This window comes from Rickettsia gravesii BWI-1 (assembly GCF_000485845.1).
In the GTDB taxonomy this organism is placed as follows: domain Bacteria; phylum Pseudomonadota; class Alphaproteobacteria; order Rickettsiales; family Rickettsiaceae; genus Rickettsia; species Rickettsia rickettsii.
This window is the reverse complement of the sequence record NZ_AWXL01000004.1, coordinates 1-19,818: the sequence shown is the minus strand read 5'-3', so window position 1 is coordinate 19,818 and position 19,818 is coordinate 1. Positions and strand designations below refer to the sequence as shown.

The window sequence follows — 19,818 nt, the reverse complement described above, 5'->3', positions numbered from 1 at the left end:
TTGCATGGCTCGGAAAACGCACACAATGTCATCCCGAGGCCTCACCACAGGATCCAAAAATGTAACCCATAATACTAGTAATTTTAGTATTTTAACTGGACCCCGCTATCAAGTTGTGGGATGACAGAGGTATGAGCCACGCAACAAGGTCTTTTACGTTTAACTAAAAGGAGCTTAAATATGTTAATAAATACTTCTAATAATCCGCTTATTACTACTGTACATTTATTATCTTCTATAGGTGCCATAAATTGGGGCTTAGTCGGATTATTTAATTTTAATTTAGTCACACTTTTATTGGACTCATTTTCAATTATTGTTACAATACTTTATATAATTATAGGTTTTTGTGGTGTATATTCTTTCCTTTATTTAGGTAAGCTATTTTGTAAACCCGGAATAGAAAAGGTGAAGTAACTCTACCTTTTCGTCATTGCGAGCAGCCGTAGGCTGCGTGGCAATCTCATAAAATCATAACAAACTCCTGAGATTGCTTCGTCAATTGCTATGCAATTTCCTCGCAATGACGACCTAACAACCTCACTTGTGCTATAGCAGTTATTGCTGCTGTTTCAGCACGTAATATATTACTTCCTAAACTTATAGATTTTGTATTCTTATATGAGGCAAAAAATTCCAGCTCATCATTAGTAAAGCCTCCCTCCGGTCCTACAATAATAGTTATATCACTATTACTAAATGATGATGAAATTCGTAATATAGAATTTTCTTCTTTTTCATGTTCATTAGCATATAACATCAAATTATTATTCTTTTTTAGATAATCTTGTATTGTGATAGCTTTTTCAATTATCGGGGGAGTAAGACGTTCTGATTGCTCTGTTGCCTCAATAACACATTTCGTTAAACGTTCGATATTTACTGATCTAAATTGACACCGTCTAGTAATTAACGGAATAATTTTAGTTATACCGAGTTGCGTAGCCATATTTATTGCAAGCATTAATTTATCTTGCTTTATTATAGCAACAGCAAGAGTTAACGTAGATTCTGTATAAGGCTTTTTTAACTGTGCTTTAAGTCTAACCGATAGGTTATTTTTACCTATATCGTTAATTTGTGCTAGAAATTCTCCATCCGTACTGTTAAAGAGACGCAAGCCATCATTTACTTTAAGACGTAGCACTGTTTTAACATAATGAACATGATCACTTGCTAATTCTATCTTGCTATTTTCAGCTAAACGACTATTAATATAAATACGGTTATATTTCATATATTTAGTACTATGGACGATAAAAAAGATAATAGACATCTTTCCAAACCAGCTTATAGAGAGGAATTTACAGGAGACACGGAACGCAGCACCACAGCGTATATGGACATACGTGAGGATGCGAGTACCGGATCGACGTCTAAATTACCTCTAGAAGCGAAGTTTGTAAAGATGTCTATTAATATATCAGAAAAAGAAAATTTACCAAAAGAAAAAGAAATTGGCGGTGTTAAAGGTCTAGAACCTACAAGATACGGGGACTGGCAGCATAAAGGTAAAGTCACAGATTTCTAATGCCTTGCCTTCAACATACTAAAATTTTACCCTATAAACCGCAAGAATTGTTTGATTTGGTCTGGGATGTAAAATCTTATCCTAAATTCTTGCCTTGGTGTTCTGCTTCTAGAATTATTTCAGAAAATAATCAAGAGGTTATTGCTGAATTAGTAATTCAGTTAAAAGGCTTTTCAGAAAAATATAACTCACGAGTTACAAGCGAAATAACAGATAATGGAATATATTTGATTAATACGGTAGCTATTTCAGGACCTTTTGAATATTTAAAAAGTACTTGGCAATTTGTTCCATGCACGACAGGAACTGAATTAAAATTCTTTATTGATTTTAAAATGAAATCCGTAATACTGGATAAATTAATCGGCACTTATTTTACCAAAGCAACCGAAAAAATGATTATAGCTTTTGAAAGGAGAGCTAAAGAGGTTATTAAATAAAAAAGAATAAGGTTACAGATCTATAACCTTACTCTCTAGAAAATTTTGTATTTAGTTACTAGGCAATATCAGATATATATCCTGCATCTCCCTCATCTCCTAAGATTTGAGTTTGATCATCATTAAGATTATTACAATCAAAGCTATAAAACTTCTCTTCTTGTTCTTCACTAGTACTGGAAGTATGATAATTAAATAATACTTCATAAGCTTCATTTATTTCAGCATATTTCTGTATTTCTTGTGAAAGTTCTACTTCTTTATTTTGCATAGCTTTTTCTGTACCATGCCATAACTTACTTGTCAAATTTGGCTTGTATTCTGCTAATTGCTTATTTTTGTAACTTTCTCTCTTTGCAACAGTGCTTAAACTTAAAGCTTTTTCAATCTCTTCACTTGAATAGCCATTTTGTTGTATTAGCTGCTGAATAATACAAGCATGTAAAGGAAGAATACTAGTCTCTGGAACTAATTTACTTGTATATTGTCCTTTCATGCCAGGTATTTCCTGATATAGCGCACGATCTGTTGATTCTACTATTTCATAGCCACCATTATGTTTGTAACCAACGCCGTCTTCCGTTAAACTTAAGGTTGGTACGCGAGTTATTGCATTAGATATTATCTTACCGTTTGTTCCTTCAATATATTTACCGGTAAATATATCTATACCGTTTTTATCTACAGCAGTACCGTATATAAAACTTCCTAACCCCGCAGTAGCCAAATACTCTTCAACTTTAGTTACTTCATGAGCTTGAGTAAAAAACTTTATTTGTTCATTACTATCCATAATGCCTTTTGCCCCATAACTAGTACCAAAAACAGCCCCTGTTATTAAAGGTATTTTGCTTAACCAACTACTAGATGAAAAAAAACTACTTATTCCTGCAAGAAAGCTTCCTGATGCTAATTTTGTATAAAAACTATAATCTGCTCTTGCTTTTTCGATTAAAGATAAGTAAGTAATTGGTTTATTATTTCCGAATAATTTATTTAATAATGTAAACATAATATATCTCCTTGTTTAAGTTACCATATTTTGTGGTTGTTAAATACAACGCAAGTGCACTATATAAAAAAAGTAATCCAATGTCAATCTTTATTTAATAATAGATTAATAAGCATTTAGCTTAACAAGCATTAATATTTGACTTGACATTTTTTAGAAAAGACCATATTTTATGGTAATACTGATCAAAAAGAGGTAGATATGCCTACGTACAAAAATTCTAAACATATTAGCACTAAAAAGCTTGCTTATATAGGGTTAGACCTCGCATATAAAACAGATAATTTAAATATTTATAAGCTAAACGCATCAAAGGTCAATGAACAATTAACAGATAGCGGCTGGGAAATACTGACTGCTTCATGTGATAATATCAGCACTGCTAAATATGATTATAAAGCCGTTGCATTTATAAATAAAGAAACTAAAGAAGTTCATATTGCTAGTGCCGGCACAAAATTCAATATATATGATTTATTAGACGATTTGCTTATCGCTCTGCACTATTTACCTACTAAACTAACTCCACTTCAGGATTTTGTTAATGAAATAATTAACAAATTAGGCGGCTTAAGTAAAGCCACAGAATATAGTTTTAATACTAGCGGTCATTCACTTGGAGCAATAATTGCAGATTTAACCTTAGTAGAAATACATTCTCGCAACCTACATTTTAATAAATCTACAACTTTTGACAGCCCTGGCTCAAAACCGATAATTGAAAGAGGCATAGAAAAAAATTTATTTACCGGAAAAGTAACAACTCCAATAAAAGAGCTAGCTACCCATTCTAAGATATATAATGCAAAACATAATCTTATTAATATTACTAATAAGCATTTGGGAAAAACAACAATGGTACTTCCTGGTAAAAAAACAGAACTATCACAATCAGAAAAATGGGCATCATATTTATATAATTTTGCCAAACAAAAAGTTACAAAATATCTAGGCATTAATGGAATAGTCGAAGGCTTTGAAGAAATCATAGCCGGAATCAGTAAACATGGACTTGTTAATTTTTCTGATTTGAAACAGAATATTACTTTAACCGTAGATAATTGGGAAGCAGCAACACAAAAATATGCTAAACATACTCTAAATTTAAAAAATAATTTATATAATCAAATAGTTGAAACTGAAACCGGAGCTAATTTAGTTGGGATGTATAATAATTTTCAAAGCTACAGTCAAGAATACGCTCAGGAAGTCAAAACAACAGGAGATATAAGTAATTATCATCTATATCCTCTAATATGTTAAATAAAAAAATAACATATATAATAAATTTATAGGCAGAAATCACCTTTCGCCTTTCATATTCATTATTTCTTATTTAAAGCCACTAAATAGATTTCCGTAGACTCACTACGGCTGGATGAAGGTTTAAAATGTTTCACTGTTTTAAATTCACGCTTTACTTTATTTAATAATTCATTTTCTGCACCGCCACGAAAAATTTTAGCAATAAAATGACCGGAGGGTTTTAGTACTTTTAAAGCAAATTCAAAAGCTTGCTCACATAAAAGTAAGGTTCTTATATGGTCTGTAGCTTTATGACCTATGGTATTTGATGCCATATCACTCATTACTATATCAGCTCTACCGTCTAAAGCCTGAATAATTAATTCTTCCGTATCTGCTTCAAAAAAGTCCTTTTGAAAAAATTCAACTCCAGCAACAGGTTCGATTTCTAACACATCGATAGAGATGATTTTATTATTTAGGTTATTATCCGAAGCTTTAATAAGCCTGGAAGCTACTTGACTCCATCCCCCAGGAGCTGCTCCTAGATCAACAATTTTCATATTAGGAGTAAAAAGTTTAAATTTTTCATGAATTTCAAGTAGTTTATATGCAGCTCTCGACCTAAAGCCGTCTATACGTGCTTTTGCAACATACGGATCGTTTAATTGGCGTCTAAGCCAATTACTAGAAGAGACGGTGCGTTTTTTAGAAGTCTTAACTCTAACGAATTTATTTCTATAACCGCTTAAATTATTTGTCATAAAATCTTTTATACTTATAAATAAATGAAGAATAAGTAGACGAAGTTTAATCTGGAAAAGAGCAAGGAATCCACAAGACGAGGAACGAAAGCCGTTAATAATACTTGAGTACCACAGTACTTGTAGCCAATTTTTCAAATTAAACGAGTATGCTCTTTTGCTATTTTATCTAATACGGAATTAACAAAACCAATTTCATGCTCATTTAACATATCATTTGCTATGTCCGTATATTCGTTGATTACTACTTTAGCAGGCGTAGTAGGGCAAAATAATAGCTCACATATACTAACACGCAATAAAGCTCGGAGTAAGATCGGCATATGTGCAGGATCTTTATCATTTGTTAAATGATTGTCGATAATTTCGTCTAGTTTATTAATATTTTCAAATACTGACTTTACCAGCATTTTAAAATGATTTATACTTAATGATATTTTTAAATTCTCAGGTAAATCTGTTATAGAATTATTATTTTGATAAAAAGAAAGTACATTTTGCATGATATCATCCATATCGTCGTTATTTTGCAATATGTTTTGATAAATAGCTTGCACTGCTGCAATACGTGCAATCGACTTTTTATTAATTTTATTTGAACTCATAGAAAAAAGAAATTTAAAATTTAATCTTCGTCATTGCGAGTGTGATATGGCGTGATGTCATTCCCGCGAAAGCGGGAATCCAGTAATTAAAAAACATAAATACTATTAGTTTTTAAAACTAATACATTTGGATTACTTCATTTTTTTTTCTGTGGATTCCCGCTTTCGCGGGAATGACATCGGAAACCAAGGAGCAACATCCACTCACAACGATGAAATGATATCTATAACCTTACAATGTATACCTTAAAATAATTTATTAGTAAACTTATAAAATTTTTATGCTCTCTATAATAGGATTTATTATAACAATTAGTATCTTGGTATTTATCCATGAATTTGGGCATTATTGTATTGCTAGATATTTTAATGTAACAGTTGAGGAGTTCTCGATAGGTTTCGGTAAAGTACTAATAGGCATTACCGATAAAAAAGGAGTTAGGTGGAAGATTTGCCTTATACCGCTTGGCGGTTATGTCAAGATTTACGGCTATGATCGCAGCCTTATGGATAAGACTAAAGAAGTTAACGAAAAAGTAGCTTTTGATGCTAAATCTTGTTTAGAACGTTTTTTAATAGTTGCAGCAGGTCCGTTAATTAATTATTTACTTGCCGTAATAATATTTGCAGGTTTTTATTGTTACTTTGGAAAAACAGAGATTCCTCCTATAATAGGTGATGTAGTAGCTTCATCACCGGCAGAGAGAGAAGACTTAAGAGCAGGAGATAAAATTGTTAAGGTTAACGATAAATCTGTTAAAGATTTCGGGGACGTGCAGAGAGAGATATTAATTAACGGTTTTAGCTCTTCTACTTTAACTATAGAAAGAAAAAGTAAGGAATTTATCGTTAATATAATGCCTCAAGAAATAATTATATCACCTCCCGAAGAAAAGCAAGTTAAGAAAACTCTTCGCATCGGTATTATAGCTAAAAATGAACCTATTCATACTAAAATAGGAATTTTAGGAGGATTCTGGGAAGCTATTAATACTACTATAGATATGTCTGCTTTAACTCTAAATGCAATATCGCAAATGATTGTAGGAAAACGTTCATTCGATGAGATAGGAGGGCCGATAGCTATTGCTAAAGAGTCAGGCAAATCTATAGCTGGTGGAACCCAAATGTATCTGTTATTTATAGCAATGCTTTCCGTTAATTTAGGGTTACTTAACTTACTACCTATACCGGTGCTTGACGGCGGACATTTAGTATTTATATTATATGAAGCAATTACAGGTAAATTACCGAATCCTAAGACTAAAAATATTTTGTTACAATTAGGAGCAATAATTATAATTTTTCTTATTATAATTGCTGTTTCCAACGATATACAAAATTTGTTTTCCTAAATTATAGATTTACTTGCTCTTGTTTATATTATCTACTATAGTGGAGTACATTAATTATATTTGAATGCATTAGTTAGGAGAACTTTGTATTATTCTTAGCTAAAAGCGGGAATCCAGTTCTTTGTCATACCGCGCTTGCACGCGGTATCTAATTTATTATTTTTACCGTGGTCAAGCCACGGGATGACATCGGGTTTAAACACAGAAATTTAAATTAAATCTTAAAGAAGGTTTTAGGTGACAATCAGATCAATTAGTAAGTTAACAATTTTATTATTAACGATTTTTTATTATCATATTTCATTAGCTGACTCTGTAATTCGTAAAATAACTATCGAAGGTAACCATAGGGTTGAGCGTTCTACTATTGAGAGCTATTTAAAGCTTAAGATAGGAGAAACCTATAATAATTCTAAAGAAGATGAGGCAATAAAACGTTTATATGTCACCTCACTTTTTAGAAATATAAATATGCATATAACAAATGATGGTAATTTAATAGTTAACGTTACTGAAACGCCTTTTATAAGTAGTGTAGTATTTAGCGGTAATTCTAAAATCAAAACTAATATGCTCGCTAAAGAAATTTATACAATGTCGGGCGAATCTCTTAGCCAAGCTAAAATTGAATTAGACGTAAAGAAAATATTAGAAATTTATAAACGTAGCGGACGTTTTGCTACTACGGTAACACCTAAAATCGAAAATTTAGAAAACAACAGAGTTAAAGTTATTTTTGATATAGCAGAAGGACCAAAAACCGGTATTAAATATATTTATTTTAGCGGTAATGAAAATTATAGTGATTCAGAACTTAAATCTATTGTTTTAACTAAAGAATCTCGTTGGTTTCGTTTTTTAGAAAGTAATGATACTTACGATCCTGATAGAGTGGAGTATGATAAAGAATTACTGAGAGAGTTTTATCAATCTGTAGGTTTTGCAGATTTTAGAGTAATTTCGGCATCGGCAGAACTCAATAATACTAAAGAATATTTCACCCTTACCTATTCCATTGAAGAGGGAGAAAAATATAGCTTCGGTAATATTACAATAGACAATAAATTAACTAATATAGATATAACACCGCTTAATAAAATTGTTAATATTAAGCAAGGCAAGGTTTTCAATATGAAAAAGGTTGATGATATAGCTGAAAAAATCGGAGAATATTTTACAGCGAACGGTTACCCTGCGGTAAATGTTTATCCGGATATAATGAAAAATGCTAATCATACTGCAGATATTAAATTTATTATTGAAAAAGCCGATAAGATTTATATTAATAAAATTAATATTATTAATAACCTTAAAACCGAAGACCTTGTTATAAGAAGAGAATTTAAAATAGAAGAAGGTGATATAATTAATCGTTCATATATTGAAAAAGGTGAGCGTAATCTTAGAAATTTAGATTATTTTGAGAAAGTAGCAATTAGCTTAGCTCCGACTAAAGCTAAAGATAAATATGATGTTAACGTTGAAGTTGATGAAAAATCTACTTCCTCTATAGGTTTTGATTTAGGATATAATACTGCCGGCGGTTTATTCGGACGTTTCTCTTTCTTAGAGCGTAATTTAGTCGGTACCGGGAAACTGCTTAATGCCGGTGTACAAGTAAGTAAAAACACTACAAGCTATTACGGTGGTATTACCGCACCGCACTTTTTAGATCGTGATTTATCACTTGGCGTAAACGCATTTAGAAACTATACCGGACGCGGTGCTAGTATATTAAATACAACTGATCAAAGCTATAAGTTACACTCTATAGGAGTCAAAACTTCTCTTGGTTATGAAATTAAAGAGGATTTAGGTCACGAAATAGATTATTTAATTAAACGTGATATTTTAAGTGCTCCAACTCCATCAAGCTCAATATTCTTAAAGGAGCAAATGGGAAGATTCATTACTTCTGCTATAGGACATACTATTACTTATGATCAAACCGATAATAAAATTGTTCCAAAGAACGGTTATTTAGTAAGCGGCACACAAGAATTTGCCGGCGTTGGAGGTGATAACAAATATATAAAGCATGAAGTTGACAGTAAATATTATAAATCTTTCATACATAACAAGCTTACTTTAAAATTATCTGCTTCCGGAGGCGATATTGCAGGGCTTGGAGGAAAAATTATTAGAATTTCCGATCGCTTTAATTTAGGTGATTATAGTTTAAGAGGCTTTGCAAGCGGTGGTGTAGGGCCTCGTGAAAAGGTCACTAACGAAGGACTTGGCGGTGAGCGATATTACACATTCTCAACAGAGCTTAATTTCCCAACACCTGTACCTGCGGAATTTAATTTAACCGGTGCAGTCTTTATGGATTTAGGAAGCGTTTGGGGAGTAGGCCTAAATAAGAAACAATATCAAACTCCAAACGGTTTTTATAACGATAAATCTCTTAGAGCTTCCGTTGGTTTCGGCTTTATTTGGGTAACACGTTTTGCACCGATCAGAATGGATTGGGGTTTCCCGGTTAAGAAGAAGCAATATGACGATACGCAGCATTTCCATTTAAGATTTTCGACGCATTTATAAAGATGTTTCATTGTCACCCCGTGGCTTGACCACGGGGCCCAATTAAGGATACTATAGTCTTTAGCATTTTAAAATTTTTTTATTGAATTGCCACGCTCCTTGTCAGTCGCTCGCAATGACGCAACATGTCTCGTAGGAATCCATATCTCAGCATAATATAATCATATTTCAGCCGATGTAGCTCAGCTGGTAGAGCGGCGCATTCGTAATGCGTAGGTCTGGGGTTCAAATCCCCACATTGGCACCATTTTCTAAATAAAACTATAGCCCTATTTGTGATAGGCGTGGTAGAACCTGATATACTAATAATGTGTAAAAAAACACATTCGTGTCATACCGTAGCTTGACCACGATATCCAAAAAAATAACTTAAAATACTAATCATTTATTATCACCATCAATCTAAGTGGTCACAAAGTCCAGCATCTAAAGAACCTAAAGCGGTTTTAAAAAATGCTTATAAAATAAGTAATGATACTGAAAGACTTATTGCTGTTGATATAAAAAATGACCAGTTTGTAATATTTGATAATACAGGTGGTAATGTAGCGCATGTAAGGACATATAAAGAAATAGAGAGAGACGCTGTTTTAAAAAATAACCTAATCACAACAAAAACATGCAAATAAGGTAATAAAAACTTTAATGAAACCTCGAAGCGGTATAAATTATTGGAATAACAAAATGAAATAAACAATGACAGATAAATTATGGTATGAAAAAATAAACGAAGAAGATGCATATATCAGAAAAACACTTCAAGAATATATAGATTTATATTTCTTTGATTCTGTAGAATTTAAAGCAGTAGAAGATATAACCTTAGAAAATTTAGGTGAATTTTTAGAAGTAATGTTAACATTACCAACAATATCATTTTCATCTAGGCGAATTATATGATACTGGCGAAATATTAGAAGAATATTTCGATTATGTTTTTATGGATGATGAAAAATATATAAATTATCCTAAATATTCTAAAGAGGATAGACGTAATTTAGGTTGGTTATTGATAGTAAATTATATACAAATGTGTAATCCAAGATTATTTCCAGAAGATGTCCTGCATTTAATAGAATTTTTACACGCTAAAGATGGAGAAGTGACCAAGGCTCAAGAAAAACTAAATACCAACCTTGCCCAATTTGATTTAATGACAAGACAAGATGAAGATTACAGATGCTGGGAAGCAATCACGAAAGAACATCAGCAAGCTATAGCAGAAAATAAACCTTTACCAATAAGACCTATGAGTATTGAACTATCAAAATGCTTGAAAGATTGAAGTTGGAAACTTTTTTAAGACCATCATAGAGCTAGCGAAAGCATCGGGAGTACAACTGGCAAAGATGATAGCGATAGAAAAAGTAACGGAACTTGCAGTAAATGCTGTAAATAACAACGCACTATCTGGTTTAGGGCAGAAGATAGAGAATAAAATAGCGGGGAGCGTTACTCCAGCTTTAAATTCTAATAACGGGATATTGCTAAGTGCTTACAGTCGTTTAGAGCAGGACGGTAACAAGAGAACATGACGCCATTCATGATTCCCTGAGCCATAATATAGGCAAGATTGCAGCAACTGCGGTAATGCACTTTATTAACCGCAAGGTCACCTTAGTATTTTAAACTGGATCTCGCTACAAATGAGCTAGAATGACAGGGTGGAATTAATCCATGCAACAACACCAATGCTACACGGAAATGACAATAAGGTCTTTTTAAGAGTGGTGTAAAACAAAACTACCTTTTTTAGGTAATTCCATTATATTTTGTAAAGAATTATAAGTTTTTGCTAAAAAATAATATATACTTAGCTTTATATAAAAAGTGAAAGCCAATTGTCACCTTTTATATTCAACTTCTTAAGCCGAATAGCAGATTATGTAATAATTCGCTATTCGTGTTAATTAACTATTATCTTTTTTCTTGGAGGAATATAGATTGTTTCATCTTCAGCATGCGAAATCTTTTCTAAAAGTCCGATAAAACGGTCGTTATTAGGTACTAGCTTTACTATCGCCCACCCCTCTTCTATTGATTTCTTTATGCGTTCTATATCAGATTTATGCTCTGAAAAAGATATAACTTTTTGTGCTGGGTTTTGCATATTGATAAATCAATTATAGTTAATTAGTATTATAGTAAATATTTTTAATAAATCAATCACATATTTATTATTTGCTAAATATAAATAAAATGATTACCATATATTATGTCTTGTCTACTTATATCCTAATAAATAGTTTAATTAAAAATTAAAAGTTGTACAATAATTTTTTATTTTAAACATATATGTCACTTATTAACTTTATTTAATTTAAACTGTATAATTTAATTATGTCCAATGATAATTTACAACCGCCTGCTCTTTCTAAAAAGCAATTATTTGCTTTTTTTGGTATGGTTGTCGGCATGTTTATGTCGGTACTTGATATTCAAATTGTCGCTAGCTCATTATCCATAATAGCTGCCGGTCTTGCCGCTTCAAGCGATGAACTTTCTTGGGTTCAAACATCGTACTTAATAGCTGAAGTTATCATTATTCCTATTACCGGCTTTTTAGCAAGGTTACTTGCTACTAGAATTTCTTATTTTATTGCAGCTTTAGGGTTTACGGTTATGAGCGTATTATGTTCGCTTGCAACTAATATTGAATCCATGATTATCTTTAGAGCATTACAAGGCTTTTTTGGCGGTGCTATGATACCGACGGTCTTTAGTACCGTTTTTATACTTTTTCCTGCATCGCAACGTCCTATCGTTACTATCTTAATTGGACTTGTCGTAACTGTTGCCCCTACTTTAGGACCTACACTCGGTGGATATATTACGGAGATTTTATCATGGCATTTTATGTTTTTATTAAACGTCATACCCGGTATTTTCGTATGCACGGTAGTTTTTTTATATGGGGATTTTGATAAACCAAATTATAAATTACTGAAAAATTTTGATTTTCTCGGTATATTATTAATGGCTTTAACGTTCGGCTTATTACAGTATGTGTTAGAAGAAGGAAACAAAAAAGGTTGGCTTGAGGATAATTTAATATTATTCTTAAGTATTGCAGTAGTTTTAGGTTTTATTTTATTAATCATTAGAGAACTAACCTTTATTAATCCAATTTTAGACTTAAAAACATTTCTTTATAAAGACTTTACTTTTGGTTGCCTTTATTCGTTCGTTATGGGTATCGGATTATACGGGGCAGTATATATATTACCGCTATTTCTCTTTACTATTGCCGGATATGATACATTACAAATCGGGGCTACTATGATGGTGACGGGCGGAGCACAATTTTTATCTGCACCACTCGCCGGTAGAATGTTAGGGCTAGGGGTAGATTTACGCCTGATGCTTATTATAGGGCTTGGAGGGTTTGCTCTTGGATGTCATTTGAATAGTTTTCTAACGCCTGATTCTAAATTTGCTGCATTTGTACTTCCTCAATTTGTTAGAGGACTTTCATTAATGTTTTGTTTTATACCGACTAATAATATAGCTCTTGGCAATATGCCGAAAGAAAGAGTAGGCAACGCTAGCGGGCTTTATAATCTTACTCGTAATTTAGGAGGAGCGGTAGGGCTTGCAATAATCAGTACTATACTTACTAATGATACTAAAACCTTTATGCAATATTTATCGGAAAATATCTCGTCTACTTCTATAATGGCATTAGAACAACTAGATTCTTATACTGAATTATTAAGCGGAAAAGTTTTGAATCCCGAAAAAGCATCATATTTGTTATTAGCAAACAAATTAAATCATGATGCTTTTGTAATTGCAATAAATAATATATTTAATATGATAGGGCTGTTATTTGTATTTATAATGCTACTAATACCTTTTACTTCAAATATCAAATTAACCGAAAATGTTAATGCTCACTAAAATTAAATTTATATTATATTTTCCTTGGTTATTATTAGAAATATGGAAATCGGCTTTCGCGGTTATTAAAATAATTTGGCAAAGAAAGATAGGAATAGAGCCGGTTTTTGAATGGGTTGACGCAGAAGGGCTAGAAGAAATAGGCGAAATAATGTATGGTAATTCGATTACTCTAACTCCAGGTACAGTAACACTTGATATAAATAATAATATGTTATTAGTGCATGCACTCAATAAATCATCGATTACTGACCTACAAAGAGGTATAATGATTAAAAAAATTAAGCAGATATTAAAAACAACTTGAAGCAGAAAATGATATCAGATATAAACGCTCTAAAGTATAAAAAAGTTTTACTTAAAGTGTCAGGGGAAGCTTTAATGGGAGATAAGCAATTTGGGCATGAATATGACGTAATAAAAAAGATTGCCGGCGATATTAAAGAAGTTATCGATTTAGGAGTAGAAGTCGCTATTGTAGTCGGCGGTGGAAATATTTACCGCGGGATTAATGCAACACTTGTCGGTATGGACCGAGCTTCAGCAGATTATATAGGTATGCTTGCAACGGTGATTAATGCTTTAACTTTACAAAACGTTATGGAAAGCCTCAATATCTATACAAGAGTTCTATCGGCTATTCCTATGATGAGCGTGTGCGAGCCTTATATTCGCCGCAAAGCTAAAAGACATATGGAAAAAAAGCGTGTAGTAATTTTTGCCGGCGGTACGGGTAACCCGTTTTGTACAACCGATAGTGCCGCAGTACTGCGTGCAATCGAAATGAATTGCGATATTTTATTAAAAGCAACTCAGGTTGACGGTGTATATGATTCCGACCCTAAAAAAAATCCGGATGCTAAAAAATATTTCACTATTAGCTATAAAGATGTTATAACTAAGAACCTGCAAGTCATGGATACGGCAGCTATTGCAGTTGCAAGAGAAAATAAATTACCTATAAGGGTATTTTCGATAAAAGAACAGAGAAATTTTGCTAGAGTAATACAAGATAAAGGGGAATATACGACAATTGAGGAATAATATATTGTAGTGTAAATTGTTGTATGATTTTTATGTCATTCCCGCATAGGTGTTGTTGCGTAGGGACCAAACCGTCATTGCGAACAGCCGTAGGCTGCGTGGCAATCTAGAAAAAATAATAAAAAATTCTGTAAATCAGAATTTTTTACTAGATTGCTTCGTCAAAACTTATAGTTTTTCCTTGCAATGACAGAAAAACCAATCTACGCGGGAATGACATCGGGGACATTTCCTAATACACATAACAATGTCTCAATTCGAGTACTAATAATAATATATGGATAAATAAAGATGGATAAAGAGAATTTAAAGAAAAACTTACAAGAAAAGATGGAGAAAGCTCTAAAAGTTTTAGATCATGAGCTTAAAGGGCTACGTACCGGTAGAGCTTCAGTTAATTTACTTGATAGCGTAACCGTGGAAGCTTACGGGAGTAAAATGCCGCTTTCACAAGTTGCTTCTCTATCCACCCCTGATGCACGAACAATTAACGTGCAGGTTTGGGATAAATCTATGGTATCATCGGTAGAGAAAGGAATTACGATAGCAAATCTCGGCTTAACTCCTGCAACGGACGGTCAATTAATCAGACTGCCGATGCCGGCTTTAACTGAAGAAAGACGTAAAGAACTGGTAAAACTTGCTCATAAATACGGTGAAGATACTAAAATTTCATTACGTAATATTAGAAGAGACGGCAATGAAGAACTTAAAAAGCTAGAAAAGGATAACGTTATCGCAAAAGATGAGCATCATAGCTTATCTGAACAAGTACAAAAGCTAACCGATGATTATAGTAGTAAAGTTGACTCGGTAATAAAGCAAAAAGAACAAGAAATAATAACTGTTTGATTTTCTATGTCATTCCTGCTTTAGATTTGTTGCGTGGACCGGTAAAATCCACTGTGTCACCCTGTGGCTTGACCACGGGGTCCATAAAAACAATAAAAAATACTAATAATTTTAGTATTTTTAACTGGATCCCACAATCAAGTCGCAGGATGACAGAAATACTGTTACACACAGGCAAGCCTTCACGGGAATAACATCAGACTATACCACTCAAAATAATAAAACTATGATAACAAAAGAAGAAGCACAGAAAATAGCAAAATTAGCTAGATTAAAATTTGAAGAAGATACTGTAGAAAAATTTTCTACTCAGCTTAGTACTATTATGGATATGATCGATATTTTAAATGAAATAGATTGCAAAGATATAGAGCCTTTAACTTCGGTTTCTAATATGAATGCTAGAATGCGAGAGGACTCCGTTACAAGTTCTGATTTATCAAGTGAGTTATTTGATAATGTAAGTGGAAATAGTGCTCAACTGGCTAAAGAAGTAAAATATTTTATCACTCCAAAGGTTGTTGAATAATTATGACGGAACTAAACAAACTAACAGTAGCAGACAGTATAAAAGGTCTAAAAAATAAAGATTTTACAAGTACAGAATTAATAGGTGCACATATTAAACAAATAGAGAAGCATAGAAACCTAAATGCTTATGTTACCGAAACTTTTGACTTAGCTTTAAAACAGGCTGAAGCAGCCGATCAAAATTATGCTCAAAATAACGCAAGAACCCTTGAGGGTATCCCGTTTGCCGCTAAAGATCTTTTCTGCACGAAAGGAATTAGAACTACGGCATGTGCTAATATACTGAAAAATTTTATACCTAATTATGAATCAAGTGTTACACAAAATATTTTTGATAAGGGCGGTGTGATGCTCGGCAAAACCAATATGGATGAGTTTGCTATGGGTTCAGCAAATATCACTAGTTATTTTGGAAATGTAATTAGCCCTTGGAAAGCAAATGATGATAATGCTGATTTAGTTCCAGGCGGTTCTTCAGGCGGTTCAGCTGCGGCAGTTAGCGGATTTATGGCATCTGCTGCTCTTGGTAGCGATACGGGCGGCTCGGTACGTCAACCTGCAAGCTTTACGGGTTTAGTCGGTTTTAAACCGACATATGGTCGTTGCTCAAGATACGGAATGATATCGTTTGCTAGCTCCCTTGATCAAGCAGGAATATTTACTAGAAGCGTTTTAGACAGTAGCATTATGCTTGAAGCGATGATGGGGTTTGACGAAAAAGATTCTACTTCGATTAAAGCAGAAGTTCCAGAACTACAATCCGCTATCGGAAGTTCTATGAAAAATATGAAGATAGGCGTACCTCTTAGCCTTGGTGAGGGCAGTATTATTGAACCTGATATTATGAAAATGTGGCAGGATACCATAGAACTACTTAAAAACGCCGGTGCTGAAATAGTTGATATTACTTTGCCGCATGCTAAATACGGTGTTGCTGTTTATTACGTAATAGCACCGGCTGAAGCTTCTTCAAATTTATCTAGATATGACGGCGTTAGATACGGTCTTCGAGTAGAACGTGAAAATATGACGCTTGACGAAATGTATGAAATGACTAGATCAGCCGGATTTGGGGAGGAAGTAAAACGTCGTATTATGATTGGAACATATGTGCTATCATCTAGTGGTATGGATGCATATTATTTAAAAGCTCAAAAAGTACGTCGTTTAGTTGCAAACGATTTTAATAATGCTTTTGCAAAAGTTGATGCCATTTTATTACCGGCTGCCCCGACCGCAGCTTTTAAGATTGGTGAAAAACAAAATGATCCGACTATTATGTATTTAAACGATTTATTTACTATTCCTGCAAGTTTAGCCGGTTTACCTTGTGCATCGGTTCCTGCTGGATTATCGGCACGCGGTTTACCTCTTGGGATACAGATTATAGGTAAACAATTAGACGAATATAATGTTTTGAAAGTAGCATCGACAATTGAGTCAGGTGTAAAACATATTAAATTTGAACCAAAGGGTTTTTAATTATGACATATATTGAAGGTAATACGGGAAAATGGGAATATGTAATAGGACTTGAAATCCATGCTCAAATTTCCTCAAAATCTAAGCTTTTTTCAGGAAGTAGTACTATTTTTGCAGCAAGTCCAAATTCGCAGGTTTCCTATGTTGATGCAGCAATGCCCGGGATGTTACCGGTATTAAATAAGCATTGTGTACACCAAGCAATTAAAACAGGGCTTGGGCTTAAAGCTAAAATAAATAAATATTCGGTATTTGATCGTAAAAATTATTTTTATGCCGATCTGCCGCAAGGTTACCAAATTTCGCAATTTTACTATCCTATAGTGCAAAACGGCACTATGGAAATACCGACTAGTACCGGCGATCTTAAAACTATTCGTATTAACCGTTTACATTTAGAGCAAGATGCGGGTAAATCTATGCATGATCAATCACCACATTACAGTTTTATCGATTTGAATCGTGCCGGTATTGGGCTTATGGAAATTGTGACCGAACCTGATATATCATCACCGGAAGAAGCAGCTGAATTTGTAAAAAAGCTAAGAAATTTGTTACGTTATATTGGCAGCTGTGACGGTGATATGGAAAAAGGCTCGCTGCGTTGCGATGCTAATATTTCAGTAAGACGTAGCGGTGAACCACTCGGCACAAGATGCGAAATTAAAAATATTAATTCAATTCGTAACATCATTAAAGCAATAGAATTTGAAGCTAAAAGACAAGTAGACTTGCTTGAAAGCGGTGAAGAAATAATTCAAGAAACACGCCTATTTAATGCCGATAGCGGCGAAACAAGAACTATGCGTTTAAAAGAAGAAGCACTTGATTATAGATATTTTCCTGATCCCGATTTATTACCGCTTGTTATTTCTGATGAGTTAATAAATGAGCTAAAAGCAAATTTACCTGAGCTACCTGATCAAAAGATTGAAAAATATACGAAGGAATTTAGCTTAAGTAAATATGATGCCGAAGTAATAGTAGCCGATGAATCGGTTGCTGGGTATTTTGAGAAAGCAGCAAATGAATGTAACCCTAAAATGCTTACTAATTGGCTAACTAGTGAATTGTTCGGCCAATTAAATAAAGCATCGATAGGAATAAATGAATGCAAAATTACCCCTAGTAACTTTGCAAAACTGGTAAACTTAATAGAAAATGATACTATTTCCGGTAAAATTGCAAAAACCGTTTTTGAAATTATGTTTGAAACCGGTAAAGCACCTGATAAAATAGTAGAAGAAAAAGGACTTGTACAAGTTTCGGATAATAACGTGCTAAACACGGTAATTGACGAGGTAATAGCTGAAAATCCTGAATCAGTAGAGGGTTATAGAAGTGGTAAGGATAAATTATTCGGTTTCTTTGTAGGGCAGGTAATGAAAAAAACCGGCGGTAAGGCTAATCCGACGCTTGTGAATCAGCTTTTAAAGGAGAAATTGAGTTCTTGATGCTATTCCTTTGCAGGTATTGCCCGCGTGGATAGATTTTCCTGTCATTGCGAGCAGCCATAGACTTTGTTGCATGGCTCGGTTTCATCGTCATTGCGAGCAGCCGTAGACTGCGTGGCAATCTCGCCAAATATCCTGAGATTGCTTTGTCAATTATTACGTAATTTTCCTTGCAATGACGATTGTACAACAAGGGCAATGCCTCATAGAATGACACAGAACATACTCAAACTTAAAACATTATTTTTATGAAAGTTCTGAAAATATTTTTACTATCTTGCTTACTAGTTTCTTGTGAAAAAAAAGAAACGGAAAAAACTTTAATAGTTGGTACTGCCGCAGATAATCCTCCTTATGAATTTATCCAAGACGGAGAGATTGTTGGGATTGATATTGATATTATCAAAGCAATAAGCAAACGTCTAAATAAAAAAGTTATCATAAAAAACTTCGACTTTAACGGTTTACTTGCAGCTTTGGTTAGTGAAAATATTGATGTTGCGGTGGCAGAGCTTTCCGTAACACCGGAGCGTGCCGAATATATCAGCTTTTCCGATAATTATGCTACTGCAAGATTTGCCATAATATATAGAACAGGCGATAATATACAAAATAGCAAAGATCTAGAAAATAAAATAGTAGGGGTACAACTCGGTAGTGTTTTAGAAAAAAAAGCACACGATCTATCACAGACGATAAATATTAAAGTTCATTCTTTAGCAAATCATTTAATGTTGATTGAAGAATTAAAAGCCAGAGTCATAGATGCTCTTATTTCTGAGGAATTTCAAGGTAAAAAATTAAAAGAAAATAATTCAAATTTAGAAAGCAGTACTTTAGAAGAATTTTCATCCGATTTTGCTATAGGCATGTCTAAAAACTCAGGACTAATTAATGAAATTAATGAGGCAATCGATTCATTAAAAAAAGACGGAACCATTAACAAAATTATGAAAAAATGGCTGGGACAGTAACAGAAAGTCAATTTAAAGATGCTATGAGCCGACTCCCTCAGGGAGTGACTATTATAACAACAAATTGCAATAACGAACTTTTTGG

At 33.3% G+C, this 19,818-nt stretch carries 20 protein-coding genes, 1 tRNA gene and 2 pseudogenes; 18 read left to right on the top strand and 5 right to left on the bottom strand.

Translation table 11 applies throughout. From position 1 onward, the window contains the following. Positions 1–180 precede the first annotated feature (180 nt). Positions 181–417, top strand: coding sequence for a DUF378 domain-containing protein (locus RGRA_RS0101635; protein ID WP_024547235.1), 237 nt, complete (start codon positions 181–183; stop codon positions 415–417). Positions 418–505: 88 nt separating this feature from the next. Here the strand turns inward: RGRA_RS0101635 and RGRA_RS0101630 are convergent, their stop codons facing one another. Further along, entirely contained in the window at positions 506–1,237 is a 732-nt protein-coding gene (locus tag RGRA_RS0101630) for a 16S rRNA (uracil(1498)-N(3))-methyltransferase (protein ID WP_024547234.1), read from the bottom strand. A gap of 12 nt (positions 1,238–1,249) precedes the next feature. Between RGRA_RS0101630 and RGRA_RS0101625 the strand changes: the two genes are divergently transcribed. Together RGRA_RS0101625 and RGRA_RS0101620 are read left to right on the top strand one after the other, a co-directional pair. After that, positions 1,250–1,531 carry a DUF1674 domain-containing protein gene (locus RGRA_RS0101625; protein WP_017443384.1) on the top strand — a complete coding sequence of 94 codons (282 nt, stop codon included), beginning with the start codon at positions 1,250–1,252 and terminating at the stop codon, positions 1,529–1,531. Next, on the top strand, positions 1,531–1,971 hold the full coding sequence (locus RGRA_RS0101620) for a type II toxin-antitoxin system RatA family toxin (protein ID WP_017443383.1): 441 nt from the start codon (positions 1,531–1,533) through the stop codon (positions 1,969–1,971). Before RGRA_RS0101625 ends, RGRA_RS0101620 begins: the two co-directional genes overlap by 1 nt. A 58-nt stretch (positions 1,972–2,029) precedes the next feature. Here RGRA_RS0101620 and RGRA_RS0101615 read toward each other — a convergent pair whose 3' ends face one another. Further along, entirely contained in the window at positions 2,030–2,983 is a 954-nt protein-coding gene (locus tag RGRA_RS0101615; protein ID WP_017443382.1) for a hypothetical protein, read from the bottom strand. Positions 2,984–3,184: 201 nt separating this feature from the next. Here RGRA_RS0101615 and RGRA_RS0101610 point away from each other — a divergent pair, with 201 nt between their 5' ends. After that, the gene (locus tag RGRA_RS0101610) at positions 3,185–4,246 is read left to right on the top strand and encodes a hypothetical protein (protein WP_017443381.1); all 1,062 of its coding nucleotides are present in this window, start codon (positions 3,185–3,187) and stop codon (positions 4,244–4,246) included. A 62-nt stretch (positions 4,247–4,308) separates the two neighbouring features. Here RGRA_RS0101610 and RGRA_RS0101605 read toward each other — a convergent pair whose 3' ends face one another. Beyond that, a complete protein-coding gene (locus RGRA_RS0101605) occupies positions 4,309–4,992 on the bottom strand; it encodes an RlmE family RNA methyltransferase (protein WP_017443380.1) in 684 nt (227 codons plus the stop codon). 134 nt (positions 4,993–5,126) lie between these two features. After that, positions 5,127–5,597 carry a transcription antitermination factor NusB gene (gene nusB, locus RGRA_RS0101600; RefSeq protein WP_017443379.1) on the bottom strand — a complete coding sequence of 157 codons (471 nt, stop codon included), beginning with the start codon at positions 5,595–5,597 and terminating at the stop codon, positions 5,127–5,129. A 281-nt stretch (positions 5,598–5,878) separates the two neighbouring features. On the opposite strand from nusB, the gene rseP reads away from it, so the two are divergent. The 5 genes and pseudogenes from rseP (at position 5,879) to RGRA_RS0101575 (ending at position 11,031) form a co-directional block, all read left to right on the top strand. Continuing rightward, on the top strand, positions 5,879–6,952 hold the full coding sequence (gene rseP, locus RGRA_RS0101595) for an RIP metalloprotease RseP (protein WP_017443378.1): 1,074 nt from the start codon (positions 5,879–5,881) through the stop codon (positions 6,950–6,952). Between the two features lie 237 nt (positions 6,953–7,189). Then, complete coding sequence (bamA, locus tag RGRA_RS0101590; protein WP_017443377.1) at positions 7,190–9,496, top strand: outer membrane protein assembly factor BamA; 2,307 nt, start codon at positions 7,190–7,192, stop codon at positions 9,494–9,496. A gap of 171 nt (positions 9,497–9,667) precedes the next feature. Next, positions 9,668–9,743, top strand: a tRNA-Thr gene (locus RGRA_RS0101585). A gap of 449 nt (positions 9,744–10,192) precedes the next feature. After that, positions 10,193–10,781, top strand: a pseudogene (locus tag RGRA_RS14220) (hypothetical protein). 64 nt (positions 10,782–10,845) lie between these two features. Further along, positions 10,846–11,031, top strand: coding sequence for a hypothetical protein (locus RGRA_RS0101575; RefSeq protein ID WP_017443376.1), 186 nt, complete (start codon positions 10,846–10,848; stop codon positions 11,029–11,031). Positions 11,032–11,402: 371 nt separating this feature from the next. On the opposite strand, the gene RGRA_RS0101570 is transcribed toward RGRA_RS0101575, so the two are convergent. After that, positions 11,403–11,606 carry a DUF2674 domain-containing protein gene (locus RGRA_RS0101570; protein ID WP_004996604.1) on the bottom strand — a complete coding sequence of 68 codons (204 nt, stop codon included), beginning with the start codon at positions 11,604–11,606 and terminating at the stop codon, positions 11,403–11,405. A gap of 230 nt (positions 11,607–11,836) precedes the next feature. Here RGRA_RS0101570 and RGRA_RS0101565 point away from each other — a divergent pair, with 230 nt between their 5' ends. The 9 genes and pseudogenes from RGRA_RS0101565 to RGRA_RS0101525 all read left to right on the top strand — a co-directional run. Then, complete coding sequence (locus tag RGRA_RS0101565) at positions 11,837–13,396, top strand: DHA2 family efflux MFS transporter permease subunit (protein ID WP_017443375.1); 1,560 nt, start codon at positions 11,837–11,839, stop codon at positions 13,394–13,396. After that, a complete protein-coding gene (locus tag RGRA_RS0101560) occupies positions 13,380–13,703 on the top strand; it encodes a monovalent cation/H+ antiporter subunit E (protein WP_017443374.1) in 324 nt (107 codons plus the stop codon). Before RGRA_RS0101565 ends, RGRA_RS0101560 begins: the two co-directional genes overlap by 17 nt. A gap of 8 nt (positions 13,704–13,711) precedes the next feature. Continuing rightward, complete coding sequence (gene pyrH / locus RGRA_RS0101555; protein ID WP_024547233.1) at positions 13,712–14,440, top strand: UMP kinase; 729 nt, start codon at positions 13,712–13,714, stop codon at positions 14,438–14,440. A 291-nt stretch (positions 14,441–14,731) separates the two neighbouring features. Next, on the top strand, positions 14,732–15,292 hold the full coding sequence (frr, locus tag RGRA_RS0101550) for a ribosome recycling factor (RefSeq protein WP_017443372.1): 561 nt from the start codon (positions 14,732–14,734) through the stop codon (positions 15,290–15,292). A gap of 226 nt (positions 15,293–15,518) precedes the next feature. Beyond that, complete coding sequence (gatC, locus tag RGRA_RS0101545; RefSeq protein WP_017443371.1) at positions 15,519–15,821, top strand: Asp-tRNA(Asn)/Glu-tRNA(Gln) amidotransferase subunit GatC; 303 nt, start codon at positions 15,519–15,521, stop codon at positions 15,819–15,821. Positions 15,822–15,823: 2 nt separating this feature from the next. Further along, positions 15,824–17,305, top strand: coding sequence for an Asp-tRNA(Asn)/Glu-tRNA(Gln) amidotransferase subunit GatA (gene gatA / locus RGRA_RS0101540; RefSeq protein WP_017443370.1), 1,482 nt, complete (start codon positions 15,824–15,826; stop codon positions 17,303–17,305). Between the two features lie 2 nt (positions 17,306–17,307). Beyond that, the gene (gene gatB / locus RGRA_RS0101535; RefSeq protein WP_017443369.1) at positions 17,308–18,759 is read left to right on the top strand and encodes an Asp-tRNA(Asn)/Glu-tRNA(Gln) amidotransferase subunit GatB; all 1,452 of its coding nucleotides are present in this window, start codon (positions 17,308–17,310) and stop codon (positions 18,757–18,759) included. Between the two features lie 248 nt (positions 18,760–19,007). Further along, a complete protein-coding gene (locus RGRA_RS0101530) occupies positions 19,008–19,733 on the top strand; it encodes an ABC transporter substrate-binding protein (protein WP_017443368.1) in 726 nt (241 codons plus the stop codon). Further along, positions 19,718–19,818, top strand: a pseudogene (locus RGRA_RS0101525) (FMN reductase); the annotation flags it as partial. The gene RGRA_RS0101530 and the pseudogene RGRA_RS0101525, both read left to right, overlap by 16 nt.